The sequence below is a fragment of the Mycobacterium sp. TKK-01-0059 genome, assembly GCF_000709305.1.
GTDB lineage: Bacteria > Actinomycetota > Actinomycetes > Mycobacteriales > Mycobacteriaceae > Mycobacterium > Mycobacterium intracellulare.
On record NZ_KL446993.1, the window covers coordinates 1,664,225 to 1,687,490 of the forward strand.

20 protein-coding genes are annotated in these 23,266 nt (G+C 68.7%); 9 read left to right on the plus strand and 11 right to left on the minus strand.

The genetic code is table 11. The features are described from left to right. From K883_RS08160 to K883_RS08195, 8 genes are all read right to left on the minus strand, one after another. Window positions 1-1,995 carry an acyltransferase family protein gene (locus K883_RS08160; protein WP_020823888.1) on the minus strand — a complete coding sequence of 665 codons (1,995 nt, stop codon included), beginning with the start codon at window positions 1,993-1,995 and terminating at the stop codon, window positions 1-3. Window positions 1,996-2,228: 233 nt separating this feature from the next. Next, complete coding sequence (locus K883_RS08165; protein WP_020823890.1) at window positions 2,229-3,659, minus strand: aldehyde dehydrogenase family protein; 1,431 nt, start codon at window positions 3,657-3,659, stop codon at window positions 2,229-2,231. A gap of 28 nt (window positions 3,660-3,687) precedes the next feature. Beyond that, entirely contained in the window at window positions 3,688-5,400 is a 1,713-nt protein-coding gene (locus K883_RS08170; RefSeq protein WP_020823891.1) for a thiamine pyrophosphate-binding protein, read from the minus strand. After that, on the minus strand, window positions 5,401-6,594 hold the full coding sequence (locus K883_RS08175; protein ID WP_020823892.1) for a CaiB/BaiF CoA transferase family protein: 1,194 nt from the start codon (window positions 6,592-6,594) through the stop codon (window positions 5,401-5,403). A 13-nt stretch (window positions 6,595-6,607) separates the two neighbouring features. Next, a complete protein-coding gene (locus K883_RS08180; RefSeq protein WP_020823893.1) occupies window positions 6,608-7,558 on the minus strand; it encodes an SDR family NAD(P)-dependent oxidoreductase in 951 nt (316 codons plus the stop codon). Beyond that, window positions 7,555-9,402 carry a flavin-containing monooxygenase gene (locus K883_RS08185; RefSeq protein WP_020823894.1) on the minus strand — a complete coding sequence of 616 codons (1,848 nt, stop codon included), beginning with the start codon at window positions 9,400-9,402 and terminating at the stop codon, window positions 7,555-7,557. The genes K883_RS08180 and K883_RS08185 overlap by 4 nt, the downstream gene beginning before the upstream one ends. Further along, the gene (locus tag K883_RS08190) at window positions 9,399-10,799 is read right to left on the minus strand and encodes an aromatic ring-hydroxylating oxygenase subunit alpha (protein WP_036454183.1); all 1,401 of its coding nucleotides are present in this window, start codon (window positions 10,797-10,799) and stop codon (window positions 9,399-9,401) included. The genes K883_RS08185 and K883_RS08190 overlap by 4 nt, the downstream gene beginning before the upstream one ends. Next, window positions 10,799-11,653, minus strand: a complete 855-nt coding sequence (locus K883_RS08195) for an SDR family NAD(P)-dependent oxidoreductase (RefSeq protein WP_036455329.1) — start codon at window positions 11,651-11,653, stop codon at window positions 10,799-10,801. The genes K883_RS08190 and K883_RS08195 overlap by 1 nt, the downstream gene beginning before the upstream one ends. Window positions 11,654-11,873: 220 nt before the next feature. Here K883_RS08195 and K883_RS08200 point away from each other — a divergent pair, with 220 nt between their 5' ends. From K883_RS08200 to K883_RS08225, 6 genes are read left to right on the plus strand one after another with little or no spacing between them, the layout of a single operon-like run. After that, complete coding sequence (locus K883_RS08200) at window positions 11,874-13,490, plus strand: SMP-30/gluconolactonase/LRE family protein (RefSeq protein ID WP_036454186.1); 1,617 nt, start codon at window positions 11,874-11,876, stop codon at window positions 13,488-13,490. Continuing rightward, a complete protein-coding gene (locus K883_RS08205) occupies window positions 13,490-14,239 on the plus strand; it encodes a GntR family transcriptional regulator (RefSeq protein WP_009957129.1) in 750 nt (249 codons plus the stop codon). Before K883_RS08200 ends, K883_RS08205 begins: the two co-directional genes overlap by 1 nt. A 1-nt stretch (window position 14,240) precedes the next feature. Beyond that, the gene (locus K883_RS08210) at window positions 14,241-15,863 is read left to right on the plus strand and encodes an AMP-binding protein (protein WP_020823898.1); all 1,623 of its coding nucleotides are present in this window, start codon (window positions 14,241-14,243) and stop codon (window positions 15,861-15,863) included. After that, the gene (locus K883_RS08215; RefSeq protein ID WP_020823899.1) at window positions 15,856-16,638 is read left to right on the plus strand and encodes an SDR family NAD(P)-dependent oxidoreductase; all 783 of its coding nucleotides are present in this window, start codon (window positions 15,856-15,858) and stop codon (window positions 16,636-16,638) included. Before K883_RS08210 ends, K883_RS08215 begins: the two co-directional genes overlap by 8 nt. Further along, window positions 16,623-18,152: an acyl-CoA synthetase gene (locus K883_RS08220; RefSeq protein ID WP_020823900.1), complete on the plus strand. Its 1,530-nt coding sequence runs from the start codon at window positions 16,623-16,625 to the stop codon at window positions 18,150-18,152. The genes K883_RS08215 and K883_RS08220 overlap by 16 nt, the downstream gene beginning before the upstream one ends. A gap of 14 nt (window positions 18,153-18,166) precedes the next feature. Then, entirely contained in the window at window positions 18,167-19,309 is a 1,143-nt protein-coding gene (locus tag K883_RS08225) for an NDMA-dependent alcohol dehydrogenase (protein WP_020823901.1), read from the plus strand. Here K883_RS08225 and K883_RS08230 read toward each other — a convergent pair. Further along, window positions 19,287-19,784 (minus strand): SRPBCC family protein, encoded by a 498-nt coding sequence (locus K883_RS08230; protein WP_080691257.1) that lies wholly within the window; start codon window positions 19,782-19,784, stop codon window positions 19,287-19,289. The genes K883_RS08225 and K883_RS08230 overlap by 23 nt on opposite strands. A 74-nt stretch (window positions 19,785-19,858) precedes the next feature. Here K883_RS08230 and K883_RS08235 point away from each other — a divergent pair, with 74 nt between their 5' ends. Beyond that, window positions 19,859-20,239 (plus strand): nuclear transport factor 2 family protein, encoded by a 381-nt coding sequence (locus K883_RS08235; protein ID WP_036454192.1) that lies wholly within the window; start codon window positions 19,859-19,861, stop codon window positions 20,237-20,239. 43 nt (window positions 20,240-20,282) lie between these two features. After that, window positions 20,283-20,504, plus strand: coding sequence for a hypothetical protein (locus K883_RS08240; RefSeq protein WP_009957137.1), 222 nt, complete (start codon window positions 20,283-20,285; stop codon window positions 20,502-20,504). A 93-nt stretch (window positions 20,505-20,597) separates the two neighbouring features. Here the strand turns inward: K883_RS08240 and K883_RS08245 are convergent, their stop codons facing one another. Together K883_RS08245 and K883_RS08250 are read right to left on the minus strand one after the other, a co-directional pair. Next, complete coding sequence (locus K883_RS08245; RefSeq protein WP_008262270.1) at window positions 20,598-21,332, minus strand: DUF899 domain-containing protein; 735 nt, start codon at window positions 21,330-21,332, stop codon at window positions 20,598-20,600. A 29-nt stretch (window positions 21,333-21,361) separates the two neighbouring features. Next, on the minus strand, window positions 21,362-22,129 hold the full coding sequence (locus K883_RS08250; RefSeq protein WP_020823904.1) for an SDR family oxidoreductase: 768 nt from the start codon (window positions 22,127-22,129) through the stop codon (window positions 21,362-21,364). A gap of 156 nt (window positions 22,130-22,285) precedes the next feature. On the opposite strand from K883_RS08250, the gene K883_RS08255 reads away from it, so the two are divergent. After that, entirely contained in the window at window positions 22,286-23,239 is a 954-nt protein-coding gene (locus K883_RS08255; RefSeq protein WP_020823905.1) for a sigma-70 family RNA polymerase sigma factor, read from the plus strand. The last annotated feature ends 27 nt before the right edge of the window (window positions 23,240-23,266 follow it).

Here is a 23,266-nt window from a genome sequence, read left to right on the forward strand (position 1 = left end):
CTACCGCAGCGACTCCTCGAGCCACGGCGTCAGCCACTTCACCCCCTCCGGGGTCAGGTGCACGCCGTCGCTGCGCACCTTGATGCCGTCGACCTTGGCGGTATAGACGCCGTCGGGGCACAGCTTCTTGTTCAGGTCGAGGATCGCGACGTTCGGGTGGCGGCTGACGGTCTTGCGCAGCATGGTGTTCCACAGGTTGACCCGGTCCGGCTGGTCCTCCGGATACAGCCGGCCGTCCGGCTTTTCACCGCCGCGGCTGTAGGGCACGGTCGCGACCACCACCCGCACACCGGTGGAGCCGGCGATGGTCAGCGCCCGCTCCAGCTCGCCGTTGAGGTAGGCATCGAAGGTCGGGTCGCCGATGTGGGTCCACTGGCCCTCGTTGACGCGGTCCACGGTTTCCCAGCGGCCGATGATCAGCAGCGCGACGTCGGGTTGGTCCTGGGCGACCTGCCTGGCCCATCGGATCGGCCAGCCGTCGCACTCGGATCGCTGCTCGAGGGTTTGGCCCACATACCGGTACGGGGTGCCGCGCACCAGGCTGCATCCGATGACGGTGTGGTCGAGGAACGCGAATCCCGGTGTCGGCGGGAGGTAGTGCATCCACGTCCACCCGATCGAGTCCCCGAACACCGATACGGTGAACGGCCGGTTGGGATCCCGCGGCCGGCTTTCGCCGGGCGGTGACGGCGAGACGGCCGCGACCGCGGAGACGCCGGGCGGCAAACCCGGCTCGCGCAGCCCCGGCCCGGCTCCCACCGGAACCACCAACAGCGTCACCGCCGCGGCGCTGGCGACGGTCGCCGCCGCCAGCGGCAGCAGCGGCACCCGCGCCGGCCGCCAGCGCCGGATGGGCTGCTCGAGCACCCAGTACGACGCCGCGGCCAACACCACCGTGGCGGCGCACCGCGCGGCGAACAGCGGCAGCCCGGACCACCCGGTGCGTTCGCCGTTGAGCGCCAAGAAGATCGGCCAGTGCCACAGGTACACGCCGTAGGAGATGGTGCCGAGCCACACCAGCGGCGGCAACGCGAGCGCGCGCGCGACGACGCCGCGCTGCTCCAGGGCGACCGGGGCGATGACGAGCACGGCCGCGATCGCGACGCCGATCAGCAAGCCGTGGCGGAATTCACCGCTGGCGCCGGTGGCGTAGTGGGTCGCGGCCGCCAGACCCGCCAAGCCCAGCAGCGGCAGAATCCGGGCGGCGCGACGCCCCCACCGCGTGCGGATCATGCACCAGCCGCGGTTCATCGACGGCCAATCCCGCACCAGCAGGGCCGCCGCCGACGCGCCGACCAGGAGCGCCTGCGCGCGGGTGTCGGTGCCGAAATAGATCCGGTCGCGGGTGCCGTCGGACACCATCACGATGGCGAGCGCTGCGGACGCCAGGGCCCCCACGGTGGCGATGACGAACGTGGCGAAGCGCACGCCGCCGACGGTGGCCCGGGTGAAACGGCGCCTCGCGCGCGCCGCCAGCGCCAGCGTGACCGCGATCAGCAGCAGCGGCCAGATGAAGTAGTACTGCTCCTCCACGCCGAGCGACCAGGTGTGCTGGAGCGGCGACGGCGGTGCCCCCTGGGTGAAGTAATCGGCCTTCTGGGCGACGAACCGCCAGTTCGCCAGCCACACGAACGCCGCGATGGCGTCGTCGCGCAGGCCGGTAAGCGACCGCTCGGGCAGCAGCTGCCGGGCCGCGGCCACGGTGAGCACCATCAACACCAGCGCCGGCAGGAGTCGCCGCGCGCGCCGGATCCAGAAGCCGGTGAGGTCGATGCGACCGGTGCGTCCCAGCTCGTCGAGCAGCAGCGAGGTGATGAGGAATCCGCTCAGGACGAAGAAGACGTCGACGCCGATGAATCCGCCGCTGACGCCGGGGATGCCGCCGTGCCCGATGAGCACCAGCGCAACGGCGATCGCGCGCAGGCCGTCGAGCGCCGGGATTCCGCTGCGCCCCTCCGGCCCGTCCCAGACCCCCAGCCGGCCGACCCGGCGCACGGGGGCGACCCATCGGGGCCGAGAACGACGAGCCGGTGCGGGGTGAGACCCGCCCGGCTCGATGCTCGCTGTCAGCGCGCCGTGACTACCATCCCGCCCGGCGCCATGGTTGATGCCGATACGTCGCTGCCCCTCCTCGTGAACGGAGACAGCTTAAGGGCGAACGCGCGGGATCGCGTGGAGGACACGCAACGGTTTTCCGCTGCGCTGCGTTCGGATTTCGGGGTCGGGCGTCAGGCCTTGCCGGGCGCGTAGCCCAGGGTGCTCTTGACCTCCAGGTACTCGTGGAAGCCGAATTCGCTCCATTCGCGGCCGTTGCCGCTGCGCTTGTAGCCGCCGAACGGCGCGTTCATGTCGAACGCGTGATTGATCGTCACCCATCCCGCGCGGATCCGGCGGGCAACCTCGCGCGCCTTGTCGAGGTCGGCCCCGGAGACATAGCCGGCGAGGCCGTACTCGGTGTCGTTGGCGATCTCGACGGCCTGGTCGATGTCGTCGTAGCCGAGGATGCACAGCACCGGCCCGAAGATCTCCTCGCGCGCGATCGTCATGTCGTTGGTGACATGCGCGAAGACGGTCGGCTTGACGTAGTACCCCGTGTCCAGCCCCGCCGGCCGGCCCGGGCCGCCGGCGACCACGGTCGCGCCCTCGTCGATGCCCTGCTGGATCAGCCGCTGCACCTTCTCGAACTGCGTCCTCGACGCAACCGGCCCGATCGCCGTCGCGTCGTCGGCGCTGCCCACCTTGACCTGTTCGGCCACCTCGCGCGCGATCGTAATGGCCTCGGCCATCCGTGAATTCGGCACCAGCATGCGCGACGGCGCGTTACAGCTCTGCCCGGAGTTGGGCATCATGTTGGCCACGCCGGCGCGGACGCCGTCGGCGAAGCCGCCGTCGTCGAGGACGATGTTGGGGCTCTTGCCGCCGAGTTCCTGGGTCACGCGCTTCACCGTCGGGGCGGCGTTCTTGGCGACCTCGATGCCGGCGCGGGTGGACCCGGTGAACGACACCATGTCGATGTCGGGATGGCTCGCCAGCGCCGCGCCCACGCCCGCGCCGTCACCGTTGACCAGATTGAACACCCCGGCCGGCACGCCCGCGGCGGCCAGGATCTCGGCGAAGATGTACGGCGAATATGGCGCGACCTCAGAGGGTTTCAGGACGACGGTGCAGCCGGTGGCCAGCGCCGGATACACCTTGACGGCGACCTGGTTGATCGGCCAGTTCCACGGCGTGATCAAGCCGCAGACACCGATCGGCTCCTTGGCGATCAGGGTCTCCCCTTTGTGTTCGGAGAACGGGAAGTTCTTCAGCACGTCGATGGCCGTCGTGAGGTGGCCGATGCCGAGGAAGACCTGCGGGCCCGCGGCCAGCGAGGGCGGCGCGCCGATCTCCTCGGTGACCGCCTCGGCGAGATCGTCGGCCCGCTTCTGGTATTCGGCGAGGATGGACTGCAACAGGTCCAGGCGCTGTTCGCGGGTGCTCTGCGACCAGCCCGCGAAGGCGCGCCGGGCGGCCTGAACCGCCACGTCGACGTCGGCCGCCGACCCCAGCGAGATCTTTCCCGAAACCTGCTCGGTCGCCGGGTTTTCCACCTCGAAGGGGTTGGGCCGCACCGGGTCGACCCATTGTCCGTCGATGTAGAACTTCAGGTATTCGCGCATAGCTAGCACTCTTCCTTAGTTGCGGCGCTCACTGGGTGCCTTCTGCGTACCAGGTGCGGAATCGGTCGTACTTGGGCATCTCCTCGGAGTTGGCCTTCGGGTCGATGCACACGTGCACCACACCGACTTTGCCGCTGGCGTAGGCGCGCGCGATGGCCGGCCCGATCTCGGATTCCTTCTCGACGAACTCGCCGTGGCAGCCGAAGCCCTCCGCGATCTTGTCCATCCGGACGTCCTTGCTCCAGTGCACGCCCGGCTGCGGTGACGGCTGGGCGAACGTGCGCTTGTAGACGCCGACCTCCAGGCCCCACTGGTGGTCGACGCCCACCACGCACACCAGCGGAAGGTTCTGCCGCGCAGCCGTTTCCAGTTCCGCGATGTGGAAGAGGAACGCCGAGTCGCTGGTCAGCAGCATGACGGGACGCTTGCCGCCCTCGGCGACGGATGCCCCGACCGCGTAGGGCAGGCCGGTGCCGAGGTGGCCGAAGTTCTGGTTCCAGATGACATCGCGCGGTTTGGCCTGCGAGTAGGTCCACTGAAAGATGACGGTCGCGCCGCCATCGCGGACCATGATGGGGTCGTCGAGTTCGTTGAACGCCTTGGTGGCCTCGACGACATAGCGCGCCGGGTGGATCGGCGAACGACCCGACGGCGCCGTCTCGGCGAGCTGTGCGAGCTCCTCGGCGTCGGCCTTGACCAACTTCTCGAGGCTGGGCGACGGGGTGCGCGGCGTGTCCCGGAGCGCCTCGACCAGCTGCGGCACGACGCCGCGCAGATCGCCGACCAGCGGCACGTCGAACTGGCGGTTGACGCCGATGGCGGCCGGGTCCTGCTCGACGTACACCCATTTGCGATTCGCATCGTTGCCCGCCCAATGCTGGGTCCGGCCGTAGTGCATGGGCTCACCGAGTTCGGTTCCCAACGCGACGCACAGGTCGGATTGCTCGACCGCCTCGTTGGCGGCCGGGGAGAACAGGTAGGGGAAGGTCCGCTCCTGCAGGCCCGGGATGTACGAAGTACCCCCGGAGGTCTGGATGACCGGGCAGGCCATCAGGTCGGCGAGCTCCTTCACCGCGGGACCGGTGCGCGACGTGTGCACGCCGTGGCCCACCAACAGGATCGGGCTCTTCGCTTCGCGAATCAGCTTGGCGGCCTTGGCGATCTCCGGGGCGCCCGCCCCCTGGTTGACGAGGCGATACCGATGCGGTGGCAGCGGATCGGCCACGTCGAGCTCTTCGAGGATGACGTGCGACGGGTATTCGACGTAGGCTGGGCCGGGGGTGCCGGACATGGCCCGGCGGATCGCCTCATGGATGATCTCGTCGGTCTGGTCGGCGTACTCGATGGACGCGCTGTACTTGACGGACGGGGCGAAAAGCGGCTCCTGGCGGACGAATTGGATGCGCCCGCGCCGCACCCGGCGTTCGGTGATGCGGGCGCGCTGGCCGCCGAGGAAGATCACGGGCGAGTTCTCCACGAGCGCGCACTGGATCGCTCCGGCCATGTTGGCCATGCCCGGGCCGAGCGTCCCGATGCACAGCCCGGGCTTTCCGGTCATCCGTGACGCCGCCTCGGCCATGAAACCCGCGCTCAGCTCGTGATGCGGCGCGACCACCGACCACCCGCGCGCGTCGGCCTCGGCGAACATGTGCACGAAGTTCGGGTCCGGGATCCCGAACAGGGTGTTCACCCCCTCGGCCTCGAACAGGTCGAGAATACGCTTGTACACCGGCACACCCATTTAAATTTCCTTTCCCTCGCGAGCAGACGTAAAAGCACCTTCCGGCACGGCGTGTCGGGTGCTTTTGTGTCTGCTCGCGCCGATTTCGGCGAGCACTTCCTCGGTGTGGGCGCCGAGTGCGGGCGCCGGCCCCGCGACACGGCCCGGTGTCTGGGAGAACCAGGTGGGCACGCCGGGGAAGCGCACCGGCCCATGCGGGGTGTCCACGGTCTCGAACATGCCGACGGCCTTGAGATGCGGATCGTCGAACAGCGCGCCGGGCGTGTTCAACGGCGCGGCCGGGATCTCAAGTTCGCGCAGCAGCTCCAACCACTCCGCGGTGGATCGCTCTTTCATCGTCTCGGCCACCAGCCCGTAGACGGTGTCGATTTCGCGGGCGCGCTGTTCCAGCGTCGCGTACAGCTCGCTGGCCCACGGCGGCCGCACGGCGTTCATGAACGCGTTCCAGTGCTTGTCGTTGTAGATCAGCGCGGCGATGTGGCCGTCGCTGGTGCGGTACGGACGGCGGTTGGGCGCGACCGTGCGCGGATACACCGCGGGCCCCAGCGGGGGATCGAACAGGGCGCCGTTGGCATGCTCGACGAGCATGAACGACGCCATGGTTTCGAACATGGCGACCTCGACCTCTTGGCCCTGCCCGGTGCGTTCCCGGTGGAACAACGCCATCGTCGTGGCGTACAGCGCTGTCAGCCCGGCGATCTTGTCGGCCATGATGGTGCCGACGTAGTCGGCCTCGCCGGTCAACTGCTGCTGCACCGCCGGCAGGCCGCATTCGGCCTGGATCGTGTCGTCGTAGGCCGGGCGGTCGCGATCGGGTCCGCGTCGCCCGTACCCGTAGCAATTGGTGTAGACGACTTTGGGATTGATCGCGGCGACGTCGTCGTAGCCGAAGCCGAGCTTGGCTATCGCCTTGGCGCGCATCGAGTGGATGAACACGTCGGCGGTCTCGATCAAAGCGCGTAGCGCCCGCTTTCCGGCATCGGTCTGCAGGTCCAGCACGACGCTGCGCTTGCCGCGGTTGACGTTGACGAACACCCCGCTCATGCCCGGCGCCGGGCCGACCGAGATGTAGCGGGTGTTATCGCCTTGGGGCGGTTCGACTTTGATCACATCGGCGCCCATGTCGGCCATGATCTGGGTGCAGTAGGGCCCCATCACCATCGCGGTGAGATCGATCACGCGCACACCGGCCATCGGGCCCGCGGGGCTAGCCATTGAGCGCTCCTTGATCGGCCGACCTCTGCGCCAGCTCGAAGCTGTAGCGGATGTGCTCGTCATGGCCATCCGGGACGACCGGGAAGATCAGCGGCGCCTCCGCGTAGCGGATGGCGTCCAGATGGCTGCCGACGTCCTCGATCGTCCACGACGACCGGCACACGCCGGGGCTCTCCGCGACGACCGCCCGGGCCACGCGGCCGGCCAGCGCGATGAATATTTCCCCGGTCACCGAGCAGGATTCGTGCGCGAGCCAACCCACCACGGGCGCAACGAGTTCCGGGCCCATCGGCGGGTAGGCGGAGGTGTCGATGCCGTCCGCCATGCGCGTCACCGCCGCCGGCACGATCACGTTGCAGCGGACGCCCTCGGCGGCGCCCTCGAGCGCGGCGACATTGGACAACCCGATGACGCCCGCCTTGGCGGCCGCGTAGTTGGCCACGTCGCGGTTTCCGTACAGGCCGCCGATCGATGACGTCAGCACGATGCGGCCGTAGCCCGCCCCGCACATCAGCGGGAACGCCGGACGCACCACGTTGAACGCGCCGCGCAGGTGCACGTCGAGCACGGCGTCGAAGTCCTCGTAGCTCATCTCCTTCAGCGAGCCGCGACGGACGTTGCCGGCGTTGTGCACCAGGATGTCGACGCGGCCATAGTGCTCGAGCGCGGTCGCGATGATCGCGTCGCCGCCCGCTGCGGTCGCGACCGAAGCGCTGCACGCGACGGCCTGTCCGCCGGCCGCGGTGATGTCGGCGACGACCCGCTCGGCCGGGCCGGCGTCGACCCCTTCGCCGTCGAGGCCGCCGCCGACGTCGTTGACGACCACCTTCGCCCCGCGCGAGGCCAGCAGCTGCGCGTAGGCGCGACCCAGCCCGCGACCGGCCCCGGTCACCACGGCGACGCGGCCGTCGAATCGTAGTTGCGCTGCAGGGGTTTCGCTCAAGTGCCGAGCACCAACCCGTCCAGGTCGCCCTTGTCACGCCACACGCGCAGCAAGTCCTCGAACGCGTAAAAGCCGGGGCCGTACGGTTCGCCCAGGTGAGACCGGATGCCCTCACCGCCACCGCCGCCTTCGTTGTTGTAGTAGCCGGGCGTGCACTGGGCGTCGAACGCCGAGTTGTCGACGGCGGTTTCCCGGATCGTCGCGCACCACTGCTCCTGGGCCGCCGCGCTGGGCTCCACGGTGGTCGCGCCCCGCTTCAACGCCTCGGCGATGATGTAGGCGATGTGCTCTCCCTGCAGCTCGTAGTTGGCGGCGATGTTGGCGGAGATGCCGACCTGGGTAAAACCGGTATAGAACTGGTTCGGGAAGCCGCGGCTGGTCATCCCGTGCAGCGTCTTGTAGCCGTCGCGCCAGTGGTCGAACAGCGACAGCCCGTCACGGCCCTCGATCGTCTCCATGGAATAGCGGCGGCTGATCTCGGTGGTGATCTCGAAGCCGCTGGCATAGATGATGCAGTCGACCTCGTACTCGACTCCGCCCGCCACCAGCCCGTTTTCGGTGATCCGTTCCACCCCTTTGGAATCGGAGACGTCGACGAGGGTGACGTTGGGTCGGTTGAACATCGGCAGGTACTCGTCGTTGGACAGTGGCCGCTTGCACAGGAACCGGTAGTAGGGCTTGAGCGCCTCGGCGGTCTGCGCGTCCTCGACGATCACGTCGATGCGGCGGCGCAGCCGCTCCATCAGCTTGTAATCCTCTTCCTCGCGGATCGCCATGAACTGCTCGGGCGTCAGCGACGCGGGGTCGTCCAGCGCGAGCACCCGGGCCGCGGTGTTGCGCCCGAGTTCGGTCCAGAAGTCGCACACCAGGTCCGGCTGACCCAGCGCCATGCCCTCGAAGGTCCAGGAGTGGAAGTTGCGTTGCCGTTCCCGCTGCCAGCCCGGCCGCAACGACTTCGCCCACTCCGGGTCGGTCGGCGCGTTGTTGCGTTCATCGACGGTCGAAGGGGTGCGCTGAAAGACGTAGAGGTGCTGGGCGTCTCGGGCCAGGAACGGGACGATCTGGATCGCGGTGGCGCCGGTGCCGATGACGGCGACCCTCTTGTCGGCGAGCTTGTGCAGGTTGCCGCCGCTGTCCCCGCCGGTGTAGTCGTAGTCCCACCGCGACGAGTGGAACGCGTGGCCCTTGAAGTCCTTGATCCCCGGAATGCCGGGCAGTTTGGGCCGGTGGAAGGGGCCCGACGCCAGCACCACGAACCGGGCGCGGATGTCGTCGCCGCGGTTGGTGCCGATCCGCCAGCGCTTGATCTCCTCGTCCCAACGCAGGTCGCGCACCTGGGTGGAGAAGATCGCCGAATCGTAGAGGCCGAAATGCTTGCCGATGTTGCGGCAGTGCTGGTAAATCTCGGCGCCGTCGGCGAACTTCTTCGACGGCATGAAATCGAGCTCTTCGAGAAGCGGGATGTAGCAGTAGGATTCGTTGTCGCACTGGATGCCCGGGTACCGGTTCCAGTACCAGACACCGCCGAAGTCGCCGCCGAGTTCGATCACGCGTACGTCGTCGACGCCCGCCTTCTTCAGGTGGGCCGCCGACAGCAATCCACCGAAGCCGCCACCGAGAACCGCGACGTCGATGTCCTCCGAAATCGGGTCGCGTGGCGCGGCCGGCGTGTAGGGATCGACCTCGTAGTACCCGGCGAAGTCGTCCTCCAGTTCGATGTACTGCTTGGAACCTTCCTTGCGCAGCCGCTTTTCGCGTTCCAGCCGGTACTTCTCGCGCAGCGCGGCGATGTCGACGTCGTCGGGCGTCTGGGTGGGCCCGCAGCTGTCCTGGTGCATGGTCATGCCGATGGTGACTCCTTGCGTGACAGTTCCTGGGGCTCACCGGTACCCATGTATCTCGACAATTGGTAGTGCAGATTGACGGTGCTGCGTTCGCGGTACGGGTTGGGCTTGGTGCCGGCGAAGCCGAGTGACTTCATCCCCTGCTGCACGGCGGCCATGTTGGAGAAGTCCTGCGGTAGGACCGACCGCCAACGGGGATCCCCGACCGGGGTGTACTCCCACTCGGTCTGGGGCTCTAGGCCTTTCGGGTACAGCTCGAACACCGACACCTCGAAGATGCATTTGTCGGGGTTGTAGCTGGGGTGCGGTCGCGCGCCGTAACACAGCGCGCTGGTCAGGCCCTGTCCGATCTGGAAGTTCGGAAAGATCTGCCACGCGGTGCCGGCCTGCCCAAGGATGTCGGCGGGGATCGTCGGCCAGACGACGCCACGGGCCTCGTCGTCGCGGCGCGCCGATGCCAGCCAGTGCTCGAGGACCTTGTCGGCCGGCGTCCCCTCGGGCAACTCGTCGACGAGTCGCTTGGCCGCGTTCACCAGCGTCTGGGTGGTGGTGGCGTTGGTCTCCTCCATCGTGTACACCTGCATCTCCGCGGTGGACACCCGCGGGTCGGCGCCGATGCCGAGGCGGATCTTGGACTTGGTGGCCTCCATGTCCTCTGGGGCGTCGTAGCCGATGTTGCTGTGTCTGCCTTGGGCTTTCGCCCACCCCTTGAACTCGCCGAACTTGTTGAACTCGGGGTGCGTGGTGTAGACGTGGTAGGTCTCGTTGAACGCTTCCAGCGCGACCTTCCAGTTGCAGTCAAAGATGACCCATTTGCGCCACTTGTAGCGCATGTTCTCACACCCGAACGGGTCGAGGATCTTCGCGGCGGGGAACAGGTAATCGGCCAGCGGCTCGCAGTCGGGGTCCATGTTGATCCACAACCAGCCGCCCCAGGTGTCGACCCGAACCGGTCGAAGGTGGGTGTTGTCCGGGGTGAGCGCTCCCTGCCAGTCCTGTTGCTCGCGGATGTGCGTGCACGCCCCGTCCAAGCCATAGGTCCAGCCGTGAAAGCCGCAGACGAACGACTTTCGGGTGCGGGCACAGGCGTTCTTGGCGCCCTCGGGGGTGTCGATCAGCCGGCGGCCGCGGTGCATGCACACGTTGTGGTGCGCGTGAAATTCGTTGTGGCCGGTGCGCACCACGATGATCGAGTCGTCGAGGATGTCGTAGGTCAAATAGCTGCCCACCTCGGGTAATTCCTCGACGCGGCCGACCTGCTGCCAGACCCGACGCCACAGCTTGTCGCGCTCGGCGCGGGCGTAGTCCTCGGAGATGTATGCCTCGACGCCGATCGTCATGGGGGACGAGAGTTCCTCGGCCCCGGCGGGATTCGCGCCCTTGGCGAGATCGGTCATCACATCCTCCTAATGGCCGCGCGGAACGATTCGTCACGCAAGAAGAGCGACGTGTTGTCGGCGCCGAGATGGCTCCATTTGAGGTCCAGGCCGCCGTCGACCAACAGCGTCTGGCCGGTGATATAGCTCGACATCTCCGAGAGCAGAAACAGGATGGCGCCGGCCTGCTCCTCGGGCCGGCCCCGCCGTCCCATGGCGATCGCCTGCCGATCCCGTTCGGGGTCCTCGTCGACGTAGGTGCGCGAGGCCGCCGTCTCGGTGACGCCGGGCGCGACGGCGTTGACCCGGATTCCGGCCTGCGCCAACTCGAGGGCCATCGTGCGGGTCATCGCGGTGATCGCGGCCTTGGCGGTCCCGTAGGCGATGTGAAACGGCGCGGTGTTCATGCCGCTGATCGACGAGATCGACACGATGGACCCCGGCAGTCTTTGCGCGACGAGCTCGGCCGCCACGGCCTGGCTCATGAAGAACGCCGTCTCGAGGTTGTCGGCGAAGATCTTGCGCCAGTCGCCGCGGGTCACCCGCGTCGACGGCATCCACGTCGACGGCTCGGCGCCGCCGGCGACATTGACCAGCCCGTACAAGCTTCCGTCGGCGCGGCGCGCGTGGTCGATCACCGCGGCGATGCCCTCGTCGGTGGACGCGTCGGCCGCGACGGGCACCACGGCCAGGCCGTGGGCGGCGAGCGGGGCGATGTGCTCGTCGAGGTTTTCCTTCGATCGGCTCACCGCGATCACGGTGGCCCCGGCCCGGGCGGTCATGGCTGTGACGGTGGTGCCGATGCCGCCTCCGCCGGCGCCGGCGACCACCACGACGCGACCATCAAGCCTCAGGTGCCCGAATTGATCGTCCATGACCTGCTTTCGGCCGCCGACGGCGCCGTCCCGCGCCGGCCGCGACATTCGCTACCAGTTTGTCCGGACAAAATATGGCATTCTGTCCCTGGGAGAACACTATTCCGACCGGCGGACGTCGCTGTCAAGATCGGGCCGGGACACCATAGTGGCTATTGTCTGGACTACGAGGAATTGATAACGTCCAGCCCAACCGGCTGACGGAAGGACCTCGACGAGCATGTCCATTTCAAGGGCCCTCTCAACGCAGCCCACGCGGTACGCAGTGCCGGACGCGATCGACGTCGCTCCGGGCTGGCAACTCGAGCGGTTGACCGCGCCGAGCCGGCTGTTCGGGGCCAACGGGCTGCGCACCGGCCCGGACGGCCGCATCTACATCGCGCAGGTGACCGGCAGTCAGATCAGCGCGCTGGACCACCGCACCGGGGAACTGGTGACCGCCAGCCCCAAGGGCGGCGACATCGTGGCACCCGACGACGTCGCGTTCGATCCCCGCGGCAACCTGTACGCGACCGAGGTGATGGACGGCCGGGTCAGCGTGCGCGAGACCAACGGCCGGACGCGGGTGCTGCGCGACGACGTCCCGTCGGCCAACGGCATCACGTTCCATGACGGTCGGTTGTTCATCGGTGAATGCCGGGAGGGCGGGCGGCTGCTGGAATTCGACCTATCGGGCGGCCCGCCACGGGTGCTGTTGGAGAACGTGCCCTCACCGAACGCGATGGAGGTCGGTCCCGACGGCCTGCTGTACTTCCCGGTGATGGGCGCCAACGAAATCTGGCGCGTCGACCCCGACGGTGGCGAGCCACACTGTGTCGCAAAAGATCTCGGCGTGCCCGACTCGGTGAAGTTCGACGCCCGGGGCTACCTCGTCTCCACCCAGGTGGCCAGCGGGCAGGTGCTGCGCATCGATCCCCGCAGCGGCGAACGTCGCCTGCTCGCCCAGCTGAATCCGGGGCTGGACAACTGCACCTTCGTCGGCGACCGGCTGTTCGTCTCCAACTTCAGTGGCGAGATCACCGAGATATCCCCCGACGGCACAACGACGTCGGTGTTGCCGGGCGGACTCAACTGGCCGCTGGACCTGGCCGTGGGCCAGGACGGGCAGCTCTACATCGCCGACGGCACGTACTTCTATGTCGCCCTGCCCGACGGGTCCCTGCAGACCGCGGGAATGTTGTTCAGCCCCGGCTATCCCGGGTTCCTGCGCGGCCTCGCCGCCGGCGGGCTCGGCGAGTTCGTCGTCACGACCTCGGGCGGCCAGGTCGCCCGCTACCGGCCCGAAGCCGGCGAAACCGAGGTGCTGGCCGACGGTTTCGACCAGCTCTACGGTGTCGCGGTTACCCCAGGCGGTGTGGTGGTTGCGGAGTTGGGGACCGGGCGGGTGTTGTCGCTGCGGTCCGGAGGTGTCGACGTGCTGGCGACCGATCTGCGCGAGCCGGTCGGGGTCGCGATCGACGCCGACGGAGCCCCGCTGGTGGCGGAGGCGGGCGCGGGCCGGGTGGTCCGGCCGGCCGGGTCGCGGGCCGACACCGTCGTGGCCGATCTGCAACGGCCGCAGGGCATTCTGGTCCGCGACGGTGTGCTCTACGTGGTCGATGCCGGCGCCAAGGAACTGATCGCCTTCGACCTCGCCGGCCACGGGCGCCGGACGATCGCGTCCGGGCTGCCGGTCGGTCCCCCGCCGGGCGTGACGCCCAAGCCGCTGCGTGGCATGCCGCCGTTTTCCGGGCCACAGGGCCCGTTCGCCGGCATCACGGCCGCGGCCGATGGGACGCTGTACATCTCGGCCGACGGCGAGGGCAGCGTGCTCGCCCTGCGCCCCACAGGCCACTGATGTCCCAGGCCATCGCGGGCGACCACCGCTACCTGCAGATCGCCCGCACGCTGCGCAAGGAGATCGTCGACGGGGTCTACCCGGTGGGGTCGCAGCTGCCGACCGAGCACCAACTGTGTGAGCGCTTCGCGGTGAGCCGCTACACCGTTCGCGAAGCGTTGCGCCGGCTCCGCGAGGACAACCTGGTCGCCTCCCGGCCGCGGGCGGGCACCCGGGTGGTACCCCGCCCGGCGTCGAGTTCCTATGCCCAGGACGCGATGTCGATCGACGACCTGCTCGCGTTCGCGGCCGGCGCGCAGCTGACCATCGAATCCAACGCGATGGTGACGATCGACGACGACCTCGCCGCCCGGACCGGACTCGAGCCCGGCACCCAGTGGCTCTCGGTGCGTGGCTACCGGCAGGCCGACGGCGCGTCGGTGCCGATGTGCCGGACGGAGTACTACATCAGCCGCAGTTTCGCCGCGGTGGGCAGGCTGCTGCAACGCCATGCCGGCCCGATCTTCCCGTTGATCGAGGATCTTTTCGGCGTGAGCGTCGCCCAGTTGCACCAGGAGATCGCGGCCGTCCTGCTCTCCCCGGAACTGGCCGACGGCCTCGGCGTGGAAGCGGGAACGGCGGCACTGCAGATGCGGCGCACCTACACGACCTCCGATGGCGAGGTGGCCCAGGTGACGATCAACACCCACCTGTCGTCGAGGTTTCGGTATGCGATGACCATGCGTCGCGTCACCGGTCAGGCCGGCTGAGTTGCTCGCCCGGGCCCGCCACGACGCGGCGCATGCGTCAGAGGCCTACCGGCGCGGACTGTGGGTGCACACCACGCTCGCCGATTCCCTGCGCGCGGCCGCGCAGACGTCGCCGCACCGAACGGTGTTGGTGGACAAGGATGTTCGGCTGGACTGCGCCACACTGCACGCGCAGGCCGGCGCGCTGGCCGCGGCGATGCTGGCGCGCATGCCCACCGGCAGCGTCGTGTCCTTCATGCTGCCGAACTGGCATGAGACCGCCGTCGTCTATCTGGCCGCGACGCTGGCCGGCATGGTGGTGAACCCGATCCTTCCGTCACTGCGCGACCGCGACCTGCGCTTCATTCTCGAAGACGCCGGCACCGCAATGCTATTCGTCCCGCACCGATTCGGCGGCCACGACTACGCGGCGATGCTCGAACGGGTGACGGACGCGATGGACACCGCGCCCGAGGTCGTGGTGCTGCGCGAAACCGGGCACGCCGGTCCGCACACCCCCTATCCGGACCTGCTCGACCATGCGCCGGACCCCACGACGCTTCCGGCGCTCGATCCCGACGCCGCGCGGATGATCCTGTACACCTCGGGGACCACCAGCCGCCCGAAAGGCGTCCTGCACACCCACAATTCGCTGCACGCCCTCATCCGCCAGCTCCGCGAGCACTGGAACATCGAGCCGGGCGACACGTTCCTGGTCCCCTCACCGGTCGCCCACATCGGCGGCTCGATCTATGCCTTCGAATGCCCGCTGCTGCTGGGCACCACCGCGGTGCTGATGGACCGGTGGGATCCGGCGCAGGCCGTTGCGCTGATGCACGCCGAACGGTGCACCCACATGGCGGGGGCCACGCCGTTTCTGCAGCAGCTGCTGTCCGCCGCCGAAGACCTCGGCACCCGCCTGCCCGACCTGAAGGTGTTCATCTGCGGCGGCGCGTCGGTATCGCCGTCACTGATCCGGCGCGCCGCCGACTATTTCGACCGCGCGGTGGTCACCCGGGTGTACGGCTGCACCGAGGTGCCCGTCGCGACCGTCGGCGCGCCCCGGCCCGACGAAGCCGAGCGCGCCGCGGACACCGACGGCAGGGCCGGCATCGCCGAGATCAAGCTCGTCCCCCACGATGCCGCACCCGGCGGTGACGGCGAAATCTACCTGCGCGGGCCGCAGATGCTGCTGGGCTACCGCCATCCCGAGGACGATTCCTTCGATGCCGATGGGTTTTTCCGCACGGGGGATCTCGGGCGCTGGGTCTCGACCGGTTCCGGAGACCGGTACCTCGTCGTGACGGGACGGGCCAAGGACGTCATCATCCGCAGCGGCGAGAACATCTCGGCCAAGGAGGTCGAGGACCTGCTCGCCGACCATCCCGGCATCGCCGAGATCGCTGTGGTCGGGCTGCCCGACGAGCGCACCGGGGAGCGGGCCTGCGCGGTGATCGTCCCCGCGGGCGCGCAGCGCCCGGACGTCGCGAGTTTGCTTGCGCTGCTGGGGAGCAAGGGCGTCGCCAAATTCAAGGCGCCCGAACAGGTCGTGATCTGGGATGCCCTGCCGAAGAACGACGCGGGCAAGGTGCTCAAGCATCGGATCCGGGCGGCGCTCACGCGGGTGGAGACTAAGGATGGGTGAGATGCAGGTCGCAATCGTCACGGGCGCAAGCAGCGGCATCGGCCTGGGCTGCGCCACCAAACTCGCCGAGACGGGCATGGCGGTCCTGGGCACGGGCCGCGACCAGGACCGGCTGGCCGAACTGCACACGGCCATCGGCGATCCGGATCGCGTTGCCACACTTGCCGTCGACCTGACCGACGACGACGCGCCGCGACGCATCGTGGACCTCGCCGTGCAGCGATGGGGCCACATCGACTTCCTGATCAACAACGCCGGAGTCGGCAGCCCCAAGCCGCTGCACGAAACCGACGACGAAACCCTGGACTACTTCCTGGGTTTGATGCTGCGGGCACCGTTTCGGCTCGCGCGTGACGTGCTGCCCCACATGGGACCCGGCTCGGCGATCATCAACGTGACATCGACGTTCGCGGTCGTCGGCGGCCTGCGGGGCGGGGCCTACTCCGCGGCCAAGGGCGGGCTGACCGCGCTGACCACCCACATCGCCTGCCAGTACGGCGCGTCCGGCATCCGTTGCAACGCCGTCGCGCCGGGCGTCACGGTCACACCGATGGTCGAGAAGCGCTTGCAGGACGAGCGATTCCGCAAGATCAACACCGAGATGACGCCGCACCCGCGGTTGGGCCGCGTCGACGACATCGCCGGCACGGTCGCGTTCTTGTGCTCGCCGGGCGGAAGTTTCATCAACGGCCAGACGATCGTGGTCGACGGCGGATGGAGTTCGACGAAGTATCTGTCGGAGTTCGCCTTGTCCTCGCGGTGGACGGAGCGGTGAACCTGTTCGCGATGCTCGATCAGGCCGCGAGCCGGCACCCCCACCGCGGCGCGGTGTATCACGGCACCCGGCGCCTGTACACCTGGATCGAGCTGCGCGACAGGGCCTTACGCCGGGCCGCGTCGATCCGAGAACAGCACGCCGCCGGTGCCCGCCTCGCGATCGCGACCCACAACCGTCCCGAAATCATCGAGTTGATGTTCGCGATCTGGGCCGCCGAGTGCGTCGTCGTCCCCATCAACTACAAGCTGCATCCGCGCGAAATGGCAGAGATCCTCGACGACGCGGGCGCGGCGCGGGTGTTCGCCTCCACGGAGATTGCCGGCGAACTGGCGCCGATCACCACGACACCGATGGAAACCTTTGAGTCGCAGGACTACTCGCGGCGGCTCACCGTCGCCCCGTCGCCGAAGCCGCGCACCGATCCGTCGGCGCTCGCCTGGCTGTTCTACACCAGCGGGACCACCGGCCGGTCGAAGGGCGCGATGCTGTCGCACCGCAACCTGACCGCGATGACCGTGGCCCACCTCGCCGACATCGACGACCCGGACGAACGGTGCAGCCTCCTGCACGCGGCGCCCATGTCGCACGGCTCGGGGCTCTACGTCCTGCCGTACGTGCTGCGCGCCGCCCGCCAGGTGGTGCCCGCCTCGGGCGCATTCGACCCCGACGAGTTCCTCGATCTGTGCGAGCATCACCCCGCCGGCAGCGCGTTTCTCGCCCCGACGATGGTGCAGCGCCTGGTGGGCACGGGCCGCGCCCGCCCGGCCAACCTGAAGTCGATCGTCTACGGCGGCGGCCCGATGTATGTCGAAAGCCTGCGCAAGGCGATTGCGGCATTCGGCCCGATCTTCGCCCAGATCTACGGGCAGGGCGAGTCACCGATGACCATCACCGGGCTGCGCCGCGCCGACCACGAATCCGGCGACGACGCAATCCTGGGATCGGTCGGCTATGCGCGGTCCGGGATGGACGTCGCGGTGCTGCGCGCCGACGGCGACCCGGCGCCCGTCGACGAGATCGGCGAGATCGTCTGCCGCGGCGACGCGGTCATGTCCGGCTACTGGCGCAACCCCGATGCCACCTGCGCCGCGCTCAAAGAGGGCTGGCTGTACACCGGCGACATGGGCTCGTTCGACGCGCGCGGTTTCCTCACGCTGCGCGATCGGTCGAAGGACGTCGTCATCAGCGGCGGCAGCAACATCTACCCGCGCGAGGTCGAGGAGGTCCTGCTCGAGCACCCCGCGGTCGCGGAGGCGTGCGTGGTCGGCGCCCCCGACGCCGAGTGGGGCGAGGTGGTGGTCGCATTCGTCGTCGGCACAGGCGATCCCGTCGACCCCGCGGCGCTCGACGCGCACCTGCTGGCGCGCATCGCCCGGTTCAAACGTCCCAAGCGCTACGAATTCGTCGACGAGCTACCAAAAAACAGCTACGGCAAGGTGCTCAAGCGGGAACTGCGGGCCCGCCTGGCGCCGCCGCGGGAATGCCATGAGACATCAGGGAGGTCGCAATGAAGTGTCGCGCCGCTGTGATCCGCGGGGTCGGCCAGGACTGGGAGATCCGCGAGATCGAGCTGGATCCGCCCCGCGGCGGAGAAGTCCTGGTGCGCATGGCCGTTGCCGGGATCTGCCACTCCGACGATCATCTGTTCACCGGCGATGTGGTGCCGACCCCCGAGGCGCTGGCCGCGAGCGGCCAGCCGGCGCCGGACTGGTTCCCGCTGCTCGGCGGCCACGAGGGAGCCGGCGTCGTCGAAGAAGTCGGGCCCGGCGTGACCTCGGTGCGGCCGGGAGACCACGTGGCGCTCTCCTTCATCCCCGCGTGCGGCAGCTGCCGGTTCTGTGTCAACGGCCAGAGCTACATCTGCGACATCGGCGCAAGCCTGTTCGTGCGGGAGATGCCCACCGACGGCACGTGCCGGCGCCACCTCGGTGACGAAAACCTCTTGGCCTACGGGCAACTCGGCACGTTCGCCGAATACGCGGTGCTATCGGAACGCTCCGTCATCAAGATCGACGACGCGATCCCGTTCCATGCCGCCTCGCTGGTGTCGTGCGGGGTGAGCACCGGCTGGGGTTCCGCGACGATCTCGGCGGGCACCGAACCCGGCGACACCGTCGTCGTCATCGGCGCGGGCGGCGTCGGGATGAACGCCCTGCAAGGCGCGCGCGCCGTGGGCGCCAAATACGTCGTCGCGGTGGATCCTGTTGAGTCCAAGCGCGATTCGGCCAAGGTCTTCGGCGCCACACACACCGCCGCCTCCGCCGAGGACGCGATACCTCTGGTCAGGGAGATCACCGCCGGCCTGATGGCCGACCGCGTCGTCGTCTGCCCCGGCGTGGTGCACGTGGACCTGCTTCCGCTGGCGATGGCGCTGCTTCGCAAAGGCGGGATCTGCGTGCTCACCGGCATCACCCCGTTCACCGAACCCCCGGTCCCGTTGGTCCTGCAGGAGATGACGCTGTCGGCCAAACAGCTCAGGGGCGCGCTCTACGGCGGCATGAATCCGCGCACCAGCGTGCCGATGCTGCTGTCGTTGTACCAGGCGGGCGCGGTGAAACTCGACGAGTTGGTCACCCGCCACTACCGGCTCGACCAGATCAACGAGGCGTTCGTGGATCTGCGCGAGGGCCGCAACATTCGCGGCGTCATCGATTTCGCGGGTGCGTGACTTCGAAGTGCCTGCGGATGCCCGCCAGCATCTCGGCGTGCGCCTTGACCGCCTCGCGGACGGTCACCCCGGCCAGGAGCCGCGGTGCGGAGATGCGGATGCGCTCGGTGACCCGGGTGCCGCCGTCGTCGGGCACGAAACTCACCGTGCCGCGTAACCGCACCCCGGGTGACTGGTCGGCCTCCGTCAGCACGTCGCCGTCGGCCGGCACGCGCAGCCGGGCGTGATAGGCGGTGCGGATGGTTAACGGCCCCAAGGGGATTCGATCGACCACCCGATAGCTCTGCTGGTAACCCTCCGGGGTTTCGGCGCGGGACAACGTTTCCACGGACACGATCAGCGGGTGCACGAGCCTGATGTTGTCCAGGTCCACGTAGAAGCCGCGCACCGCATCGGGCGGCGCGGGCACGCGCTCGGACAGCGTCCGGTCGGCGTGCACGAAAAGCAACGACCGGGCCCGCGCATGTAACGCCACGGCGACATTCTGCCGGTTTTTCCGCCGCAGCGTTACGCTCGGCGCAATGCCAGGAGCGCAGGAGCGGAGGCGTGATGGGCGACGCGGCGGAAGGTCAAGCGGTCGAGCGTTACCTGCAATGCCTGACCGATCACGACTGGGACGGACTGGCCGGCACCCTCGCCGAGGACGGCCTGACCCGGGAGGGTCCGTTCTGCGACGTCGTCGAGGGCAAGGCGCACTACGTCGCTTACCTGCGCAAGGTATGCACCGTTCTGCAGGGCCACCGGCTGCAGGTGCGGCGGATCTCGCACGTCGACGCCCGAACCTCCTACGCCGAGCTGTCCGAGACGTTCGAGATCGATGGCGTCGCGACCACGTGGCCCGAATGCATCCTCTTCGAGAGGGACGACGACGGATTGATCGTTCACGTCAGCGTGTTCTTCAAGCAGCGCCAGGCCGGCACCGCCACGTAGCGGTCTATTCCCTCGCTTGCGGAATTGACCTAACGTGTCATGGATGGAGGCAGATGGAACTCCGGAGTCGGTGCCGGTCGAGAAATTGCACTCGGGCGACCCGATCACCGATTGTGGTCAGCGGTACATAGTTCTCGAATCGAAGGCGCTCAGCGACTGCGTGGTCCTCGAGCTCGAATCCCGGGTGGACCACCAACTGCAGGTCATCGAGAAATCGTTCCCCACCGGCTATCAGGTCGGCAGGGCGAACCACCGAATTTTATAGCCGACGAATTCTCGGCGGAACAAATGCGCGAGTAGCCGTTCGACGGCTACCGCGCATTCGTGTTTTCGGGCCACGCCAAACAGCCTGTGCCACTTAGCTCTTCGGTGGCCGGATGTCGTTGGGGTTGTTCGGGTCGGGGTCACCGAACCAGCGTGAGGGCTCGTGCTCGCCGTACGCGTCGTGCCAGTCCCACCACTCGTAGGGAGCGGTCTGCGGATAGCCCTCCGGCGAATCCTCCCAGGTTTCCTGGCGTCCGAGCGCGGTCATGTCCAGGAAGCTCCAGGTGGTCCCCAGCGCCTCGTCGCCGCGGTTGTTGATGAAGTAGGTGCGAAACACCCGATCGCCGTCACGGATGAAGGCGTTGGTGCCGTGCCATTCGTCCACGCCGAAATCCGCGTCGAAGCCGTCGGTGATCGTGTACCAGGGCATCTTCCAGTCCATCCGCTCCTTGAGGCGCGCGATGTCGGCCTGCGGCGCGCGTGAGGCGAACACCAGCGTGGTGTCGCGGGCGTTCAGGTGGGCGAGGTTGCCGACGTGGTCGGCCATCATCGAGCAGCCCCGGCAGCCGCGCTCGGGCCAGCCGTCGATGTCGGGCCCGTAGAACGCGCGGTAGACGATGAGTTGGCGCCTGCCGCCGAACAGGCCCGCCAGGTTGACCGCGCCCTCGGGCCCCTCGAACCGGTAGTCGGAGTCCACCTCCATCCAGGGCATCCGGCGCCGCCGGGCCGCGAGCGCGTCACGGGCCCGGGTGAGCTTCTTCTCCTCTTCCAGCAGCTCTCGATGCGCGCTCGCCCACTCCTGGGCCGTCACGATCGGGGGTGTGTTCATCGCTGTGCGCCTTTCGAACTCGGGTGTTTTCAGGTCAGCGGCGCGAGGCCGGCGGAGGTGAGCAGGTAGGCGTCGTGGTCCGGGCCGTCGGTGGCGATCTCGAGCACCGACTTGCCCACCTGTTCGGCGGTGAGCGCGGGCCCGGCGGCCTGTAAGAAGGTGTCGACATCGACGCCTTGGCGCTCGGCGTAGGCGGCGACGGCGGCCGCGCCCAGGCCGGTGGCCGGGGTCAACCGCGGCAGCACGGCGGTGAAGCCGATCCCGAGCCCGGCGCGTTGCGATTCGAGGGCGGCATAGCCGGCGAGGAACCGTACGGTCGCCTTGGCGCCCGCGTAGCCACCGGACAGCGGCGATCCGGCCAGGGCGGCGCCGCTGGACATCACGACCACCGAGCTGCCCGGCGCCAGCGGGCGCCGCAGCGCGTCACGAACCCAGTGAAACGCTTGCGCGACGTCGGAGTTCCAGTTGTCGCTGAACGACGCCCAGGTCTGATCCTGCAGCGGCGCCATCCGCGGCGCCGCCCCGGCACACAGCACCAGGGTGCGCGGCCGGTGCCGGTCGATGAGCCGGCCGGCCGTCGCCGGATCGGCGGCGTCGGCCACCACCGGGGTGAAGGTGTCGCCGAGCTGGGCGCGCACCTCCTCGAGCTGCGATCGGGTGCGCGCGACGCCGACGACCTCGGCGCCGGCGGTCGCCAACGCGGTGGCGATCGCGCGGCCGAATCCGCGGCCGGCCCCGGTCACGATCGCGGTGCTGCCGGCGACCCCGTCGGCGCCGGGGTTTGGGGTCTGGTTCATGTCGTGCTCGCTTCCTCGCGTGGACTGCGGCCGTGCCGCGACTTCACTAATTGAGATACGGCGGGGCGGCCGAATTCATCGCTGCCGGCCGATGAATTTCGGCGGCCGGATGTCTCTACAGGAGTAGGTTCACCACGCGGCCGAGAGGAGAGGGCATTGCCGGCGCAGGAGGAGTTCGTCGAGCGGGCGGCGCCGTTTCGTGCCGAGCTGATCGCGCATTGCTACCGCATGCTGGGCTCGGTGCACGACGCCGAAGACCTCGTGCAGGAGACGTATCTGCGGGGCTGGCGGGGCTATCAGGCCTTCGAGGAACGCGCGGCGTTGAAGACCTGGCTGTACCGGATCGCGACGACGGCCTGTCTGCGCGCGCTGGAAAACCGCGCCCGCCGCGTGCTGCCGGCCGGGCTGGGCGAGGGCTCGATGGACCCGGACGCCGACCTCGGTGCGGCGGGCGCGCACGCGTGGCTCGAACCCATCCCGGACGACATGATGTTCAAGGGCCCCGAGGAGGACTTCACCGCGAAGCAGAGCGTGCGGCTGGCCGTGATGACCGCCCTTCAGGAGCTTCCGGCGCGCCAGCGCGCGGTGCTGATCCTGCGCGACGTCGTGCAGTTCAGCGCCGCCGAGGTCGCCGAGCTTCTGGAGACCACGCCGGCCGCGGTCAACAGTTCGCTACAGCGCGCCCGGGCCCACCTCGCCGAGCTGTCCCCCAGCGAGGAACAGATGGCCGAGCCGGGCGACGCCCGGCGGCGCGAACTGCTCGACCGGTATTGCGCGGCATTCGAAAACGCGGACATGGCGGCGCTGACCGCGCTGCTGCAGGCGGACGTCAAACTCGAAATGCCGCCCCTGCCAGTGTGGTTCGCCGGCCGGGACACGGTGCTGAAGTTCCTTGCCGAGCGTGCCGTGGCGCAGCCCGGCGATATCGCGATGGTTCCGACCGCCGCGAACGCGCAACCCGCCGTCGCCGAGTACCGCCGCGCCGCCGATCACGTGTTGCGGGCCCATTCGATCCACGTCTTGACCCCCGGTCGCGACGGGATCGCCGGCATCACCGTCTTTCTCGACCCCGACTTGTTCAGCGCGTTTGGTTTGTCTGCAACCCGGTAATGTTTGTCCCAGGGACGTGATCGCAGC

Coding starts and splice junctions, on each gene's coding strand:
- K883_RS08165 (WP_020823890.1), bottom strand. CDS start 3,659: ATGCGCGAATACCTGAAGTTCTACATCGACGGACAATGGGTCGACCCG.
- K883_RS08170 (WP_020823891.1), bottom strand. CDS start 5,400: ATGGGTGTGCCGGTGTACAAGCGTATTCTCGACCTGTTCGAGGCCGAG.
- K883_RS08175 (WP_020823892.1), bottom strand. CDS start 6,594: ATGGCCGGTGTGCGCGTGATCGATCTCACCGCGATGGTGATGGGGCCC.
- K883_RS08185 (WP_020823894.1), bottom strand. CDS start 9,402: ATGACCATGCACCAGGACAGCTGCGGGCCCACCCAGACGCCCGACGAC.
- K883_RS08190 (WP_036454183.1), bottom strand. CDS start 10,799: ATGACCGATCTCGCCAAGGGCGCGAATCCCGCCGGGGCCGAGGAACTC.
- K883_RS08195 (WP_036455329.1), bottom strand. CDS start 11,653: ATGGACGATCAATTCGGGCACCTGAGGCTTGATGGTCGCGTCGTGGTG.
- K883_RS08200 (WP_036454186.1), top strand. CDS start 11,874: ATGTCCATTTCAAGGGCCCTCTCAACGCAGCCCACGCGGTACGCAGTG.
- K883_RS08205 (WP_009957129.1), top strand. CDS start 13,490: ATGTCCCAGGCCATCGCGGGCGACCACCGCTACCTGCAGATCGCCCGC.
- K883_RS08215 (WP_020823899.1), top strand. CDS start 15,856: ATGGGTGAGATGCAGGTCGCAATCGTCACGGGCGCAAGCAGCGGCATC.
- K883_RS08235 (WP_036454192.1), top strand. CDS start 19,859: ATGGGCGACGCGGCGGAAGGTCAAGCGGTCGAGCGTTACCTGCAATGC.
- K883_RS08240 (WP_009957137.1), top strand. CDS start 20,283: ATGGAGGCAGATGGAACTCCGGAGTCGGTGCCGGTCGAGAAATTGCAC.
- K883_RS08245 (WP_008262270.1), bottom strand. CDS start 21,332: ATGAACACACCCCCGATCGTGACGGCCCAGGAGTGGGCGAGCGCGCAT.
- K883_RS08250 (WP_020823904.1), bottom strand. CDS start 22,129: ATGAACCAGACCCCAAACCCCGGCGCCGACGGGGTCGCCGGCAGCACC.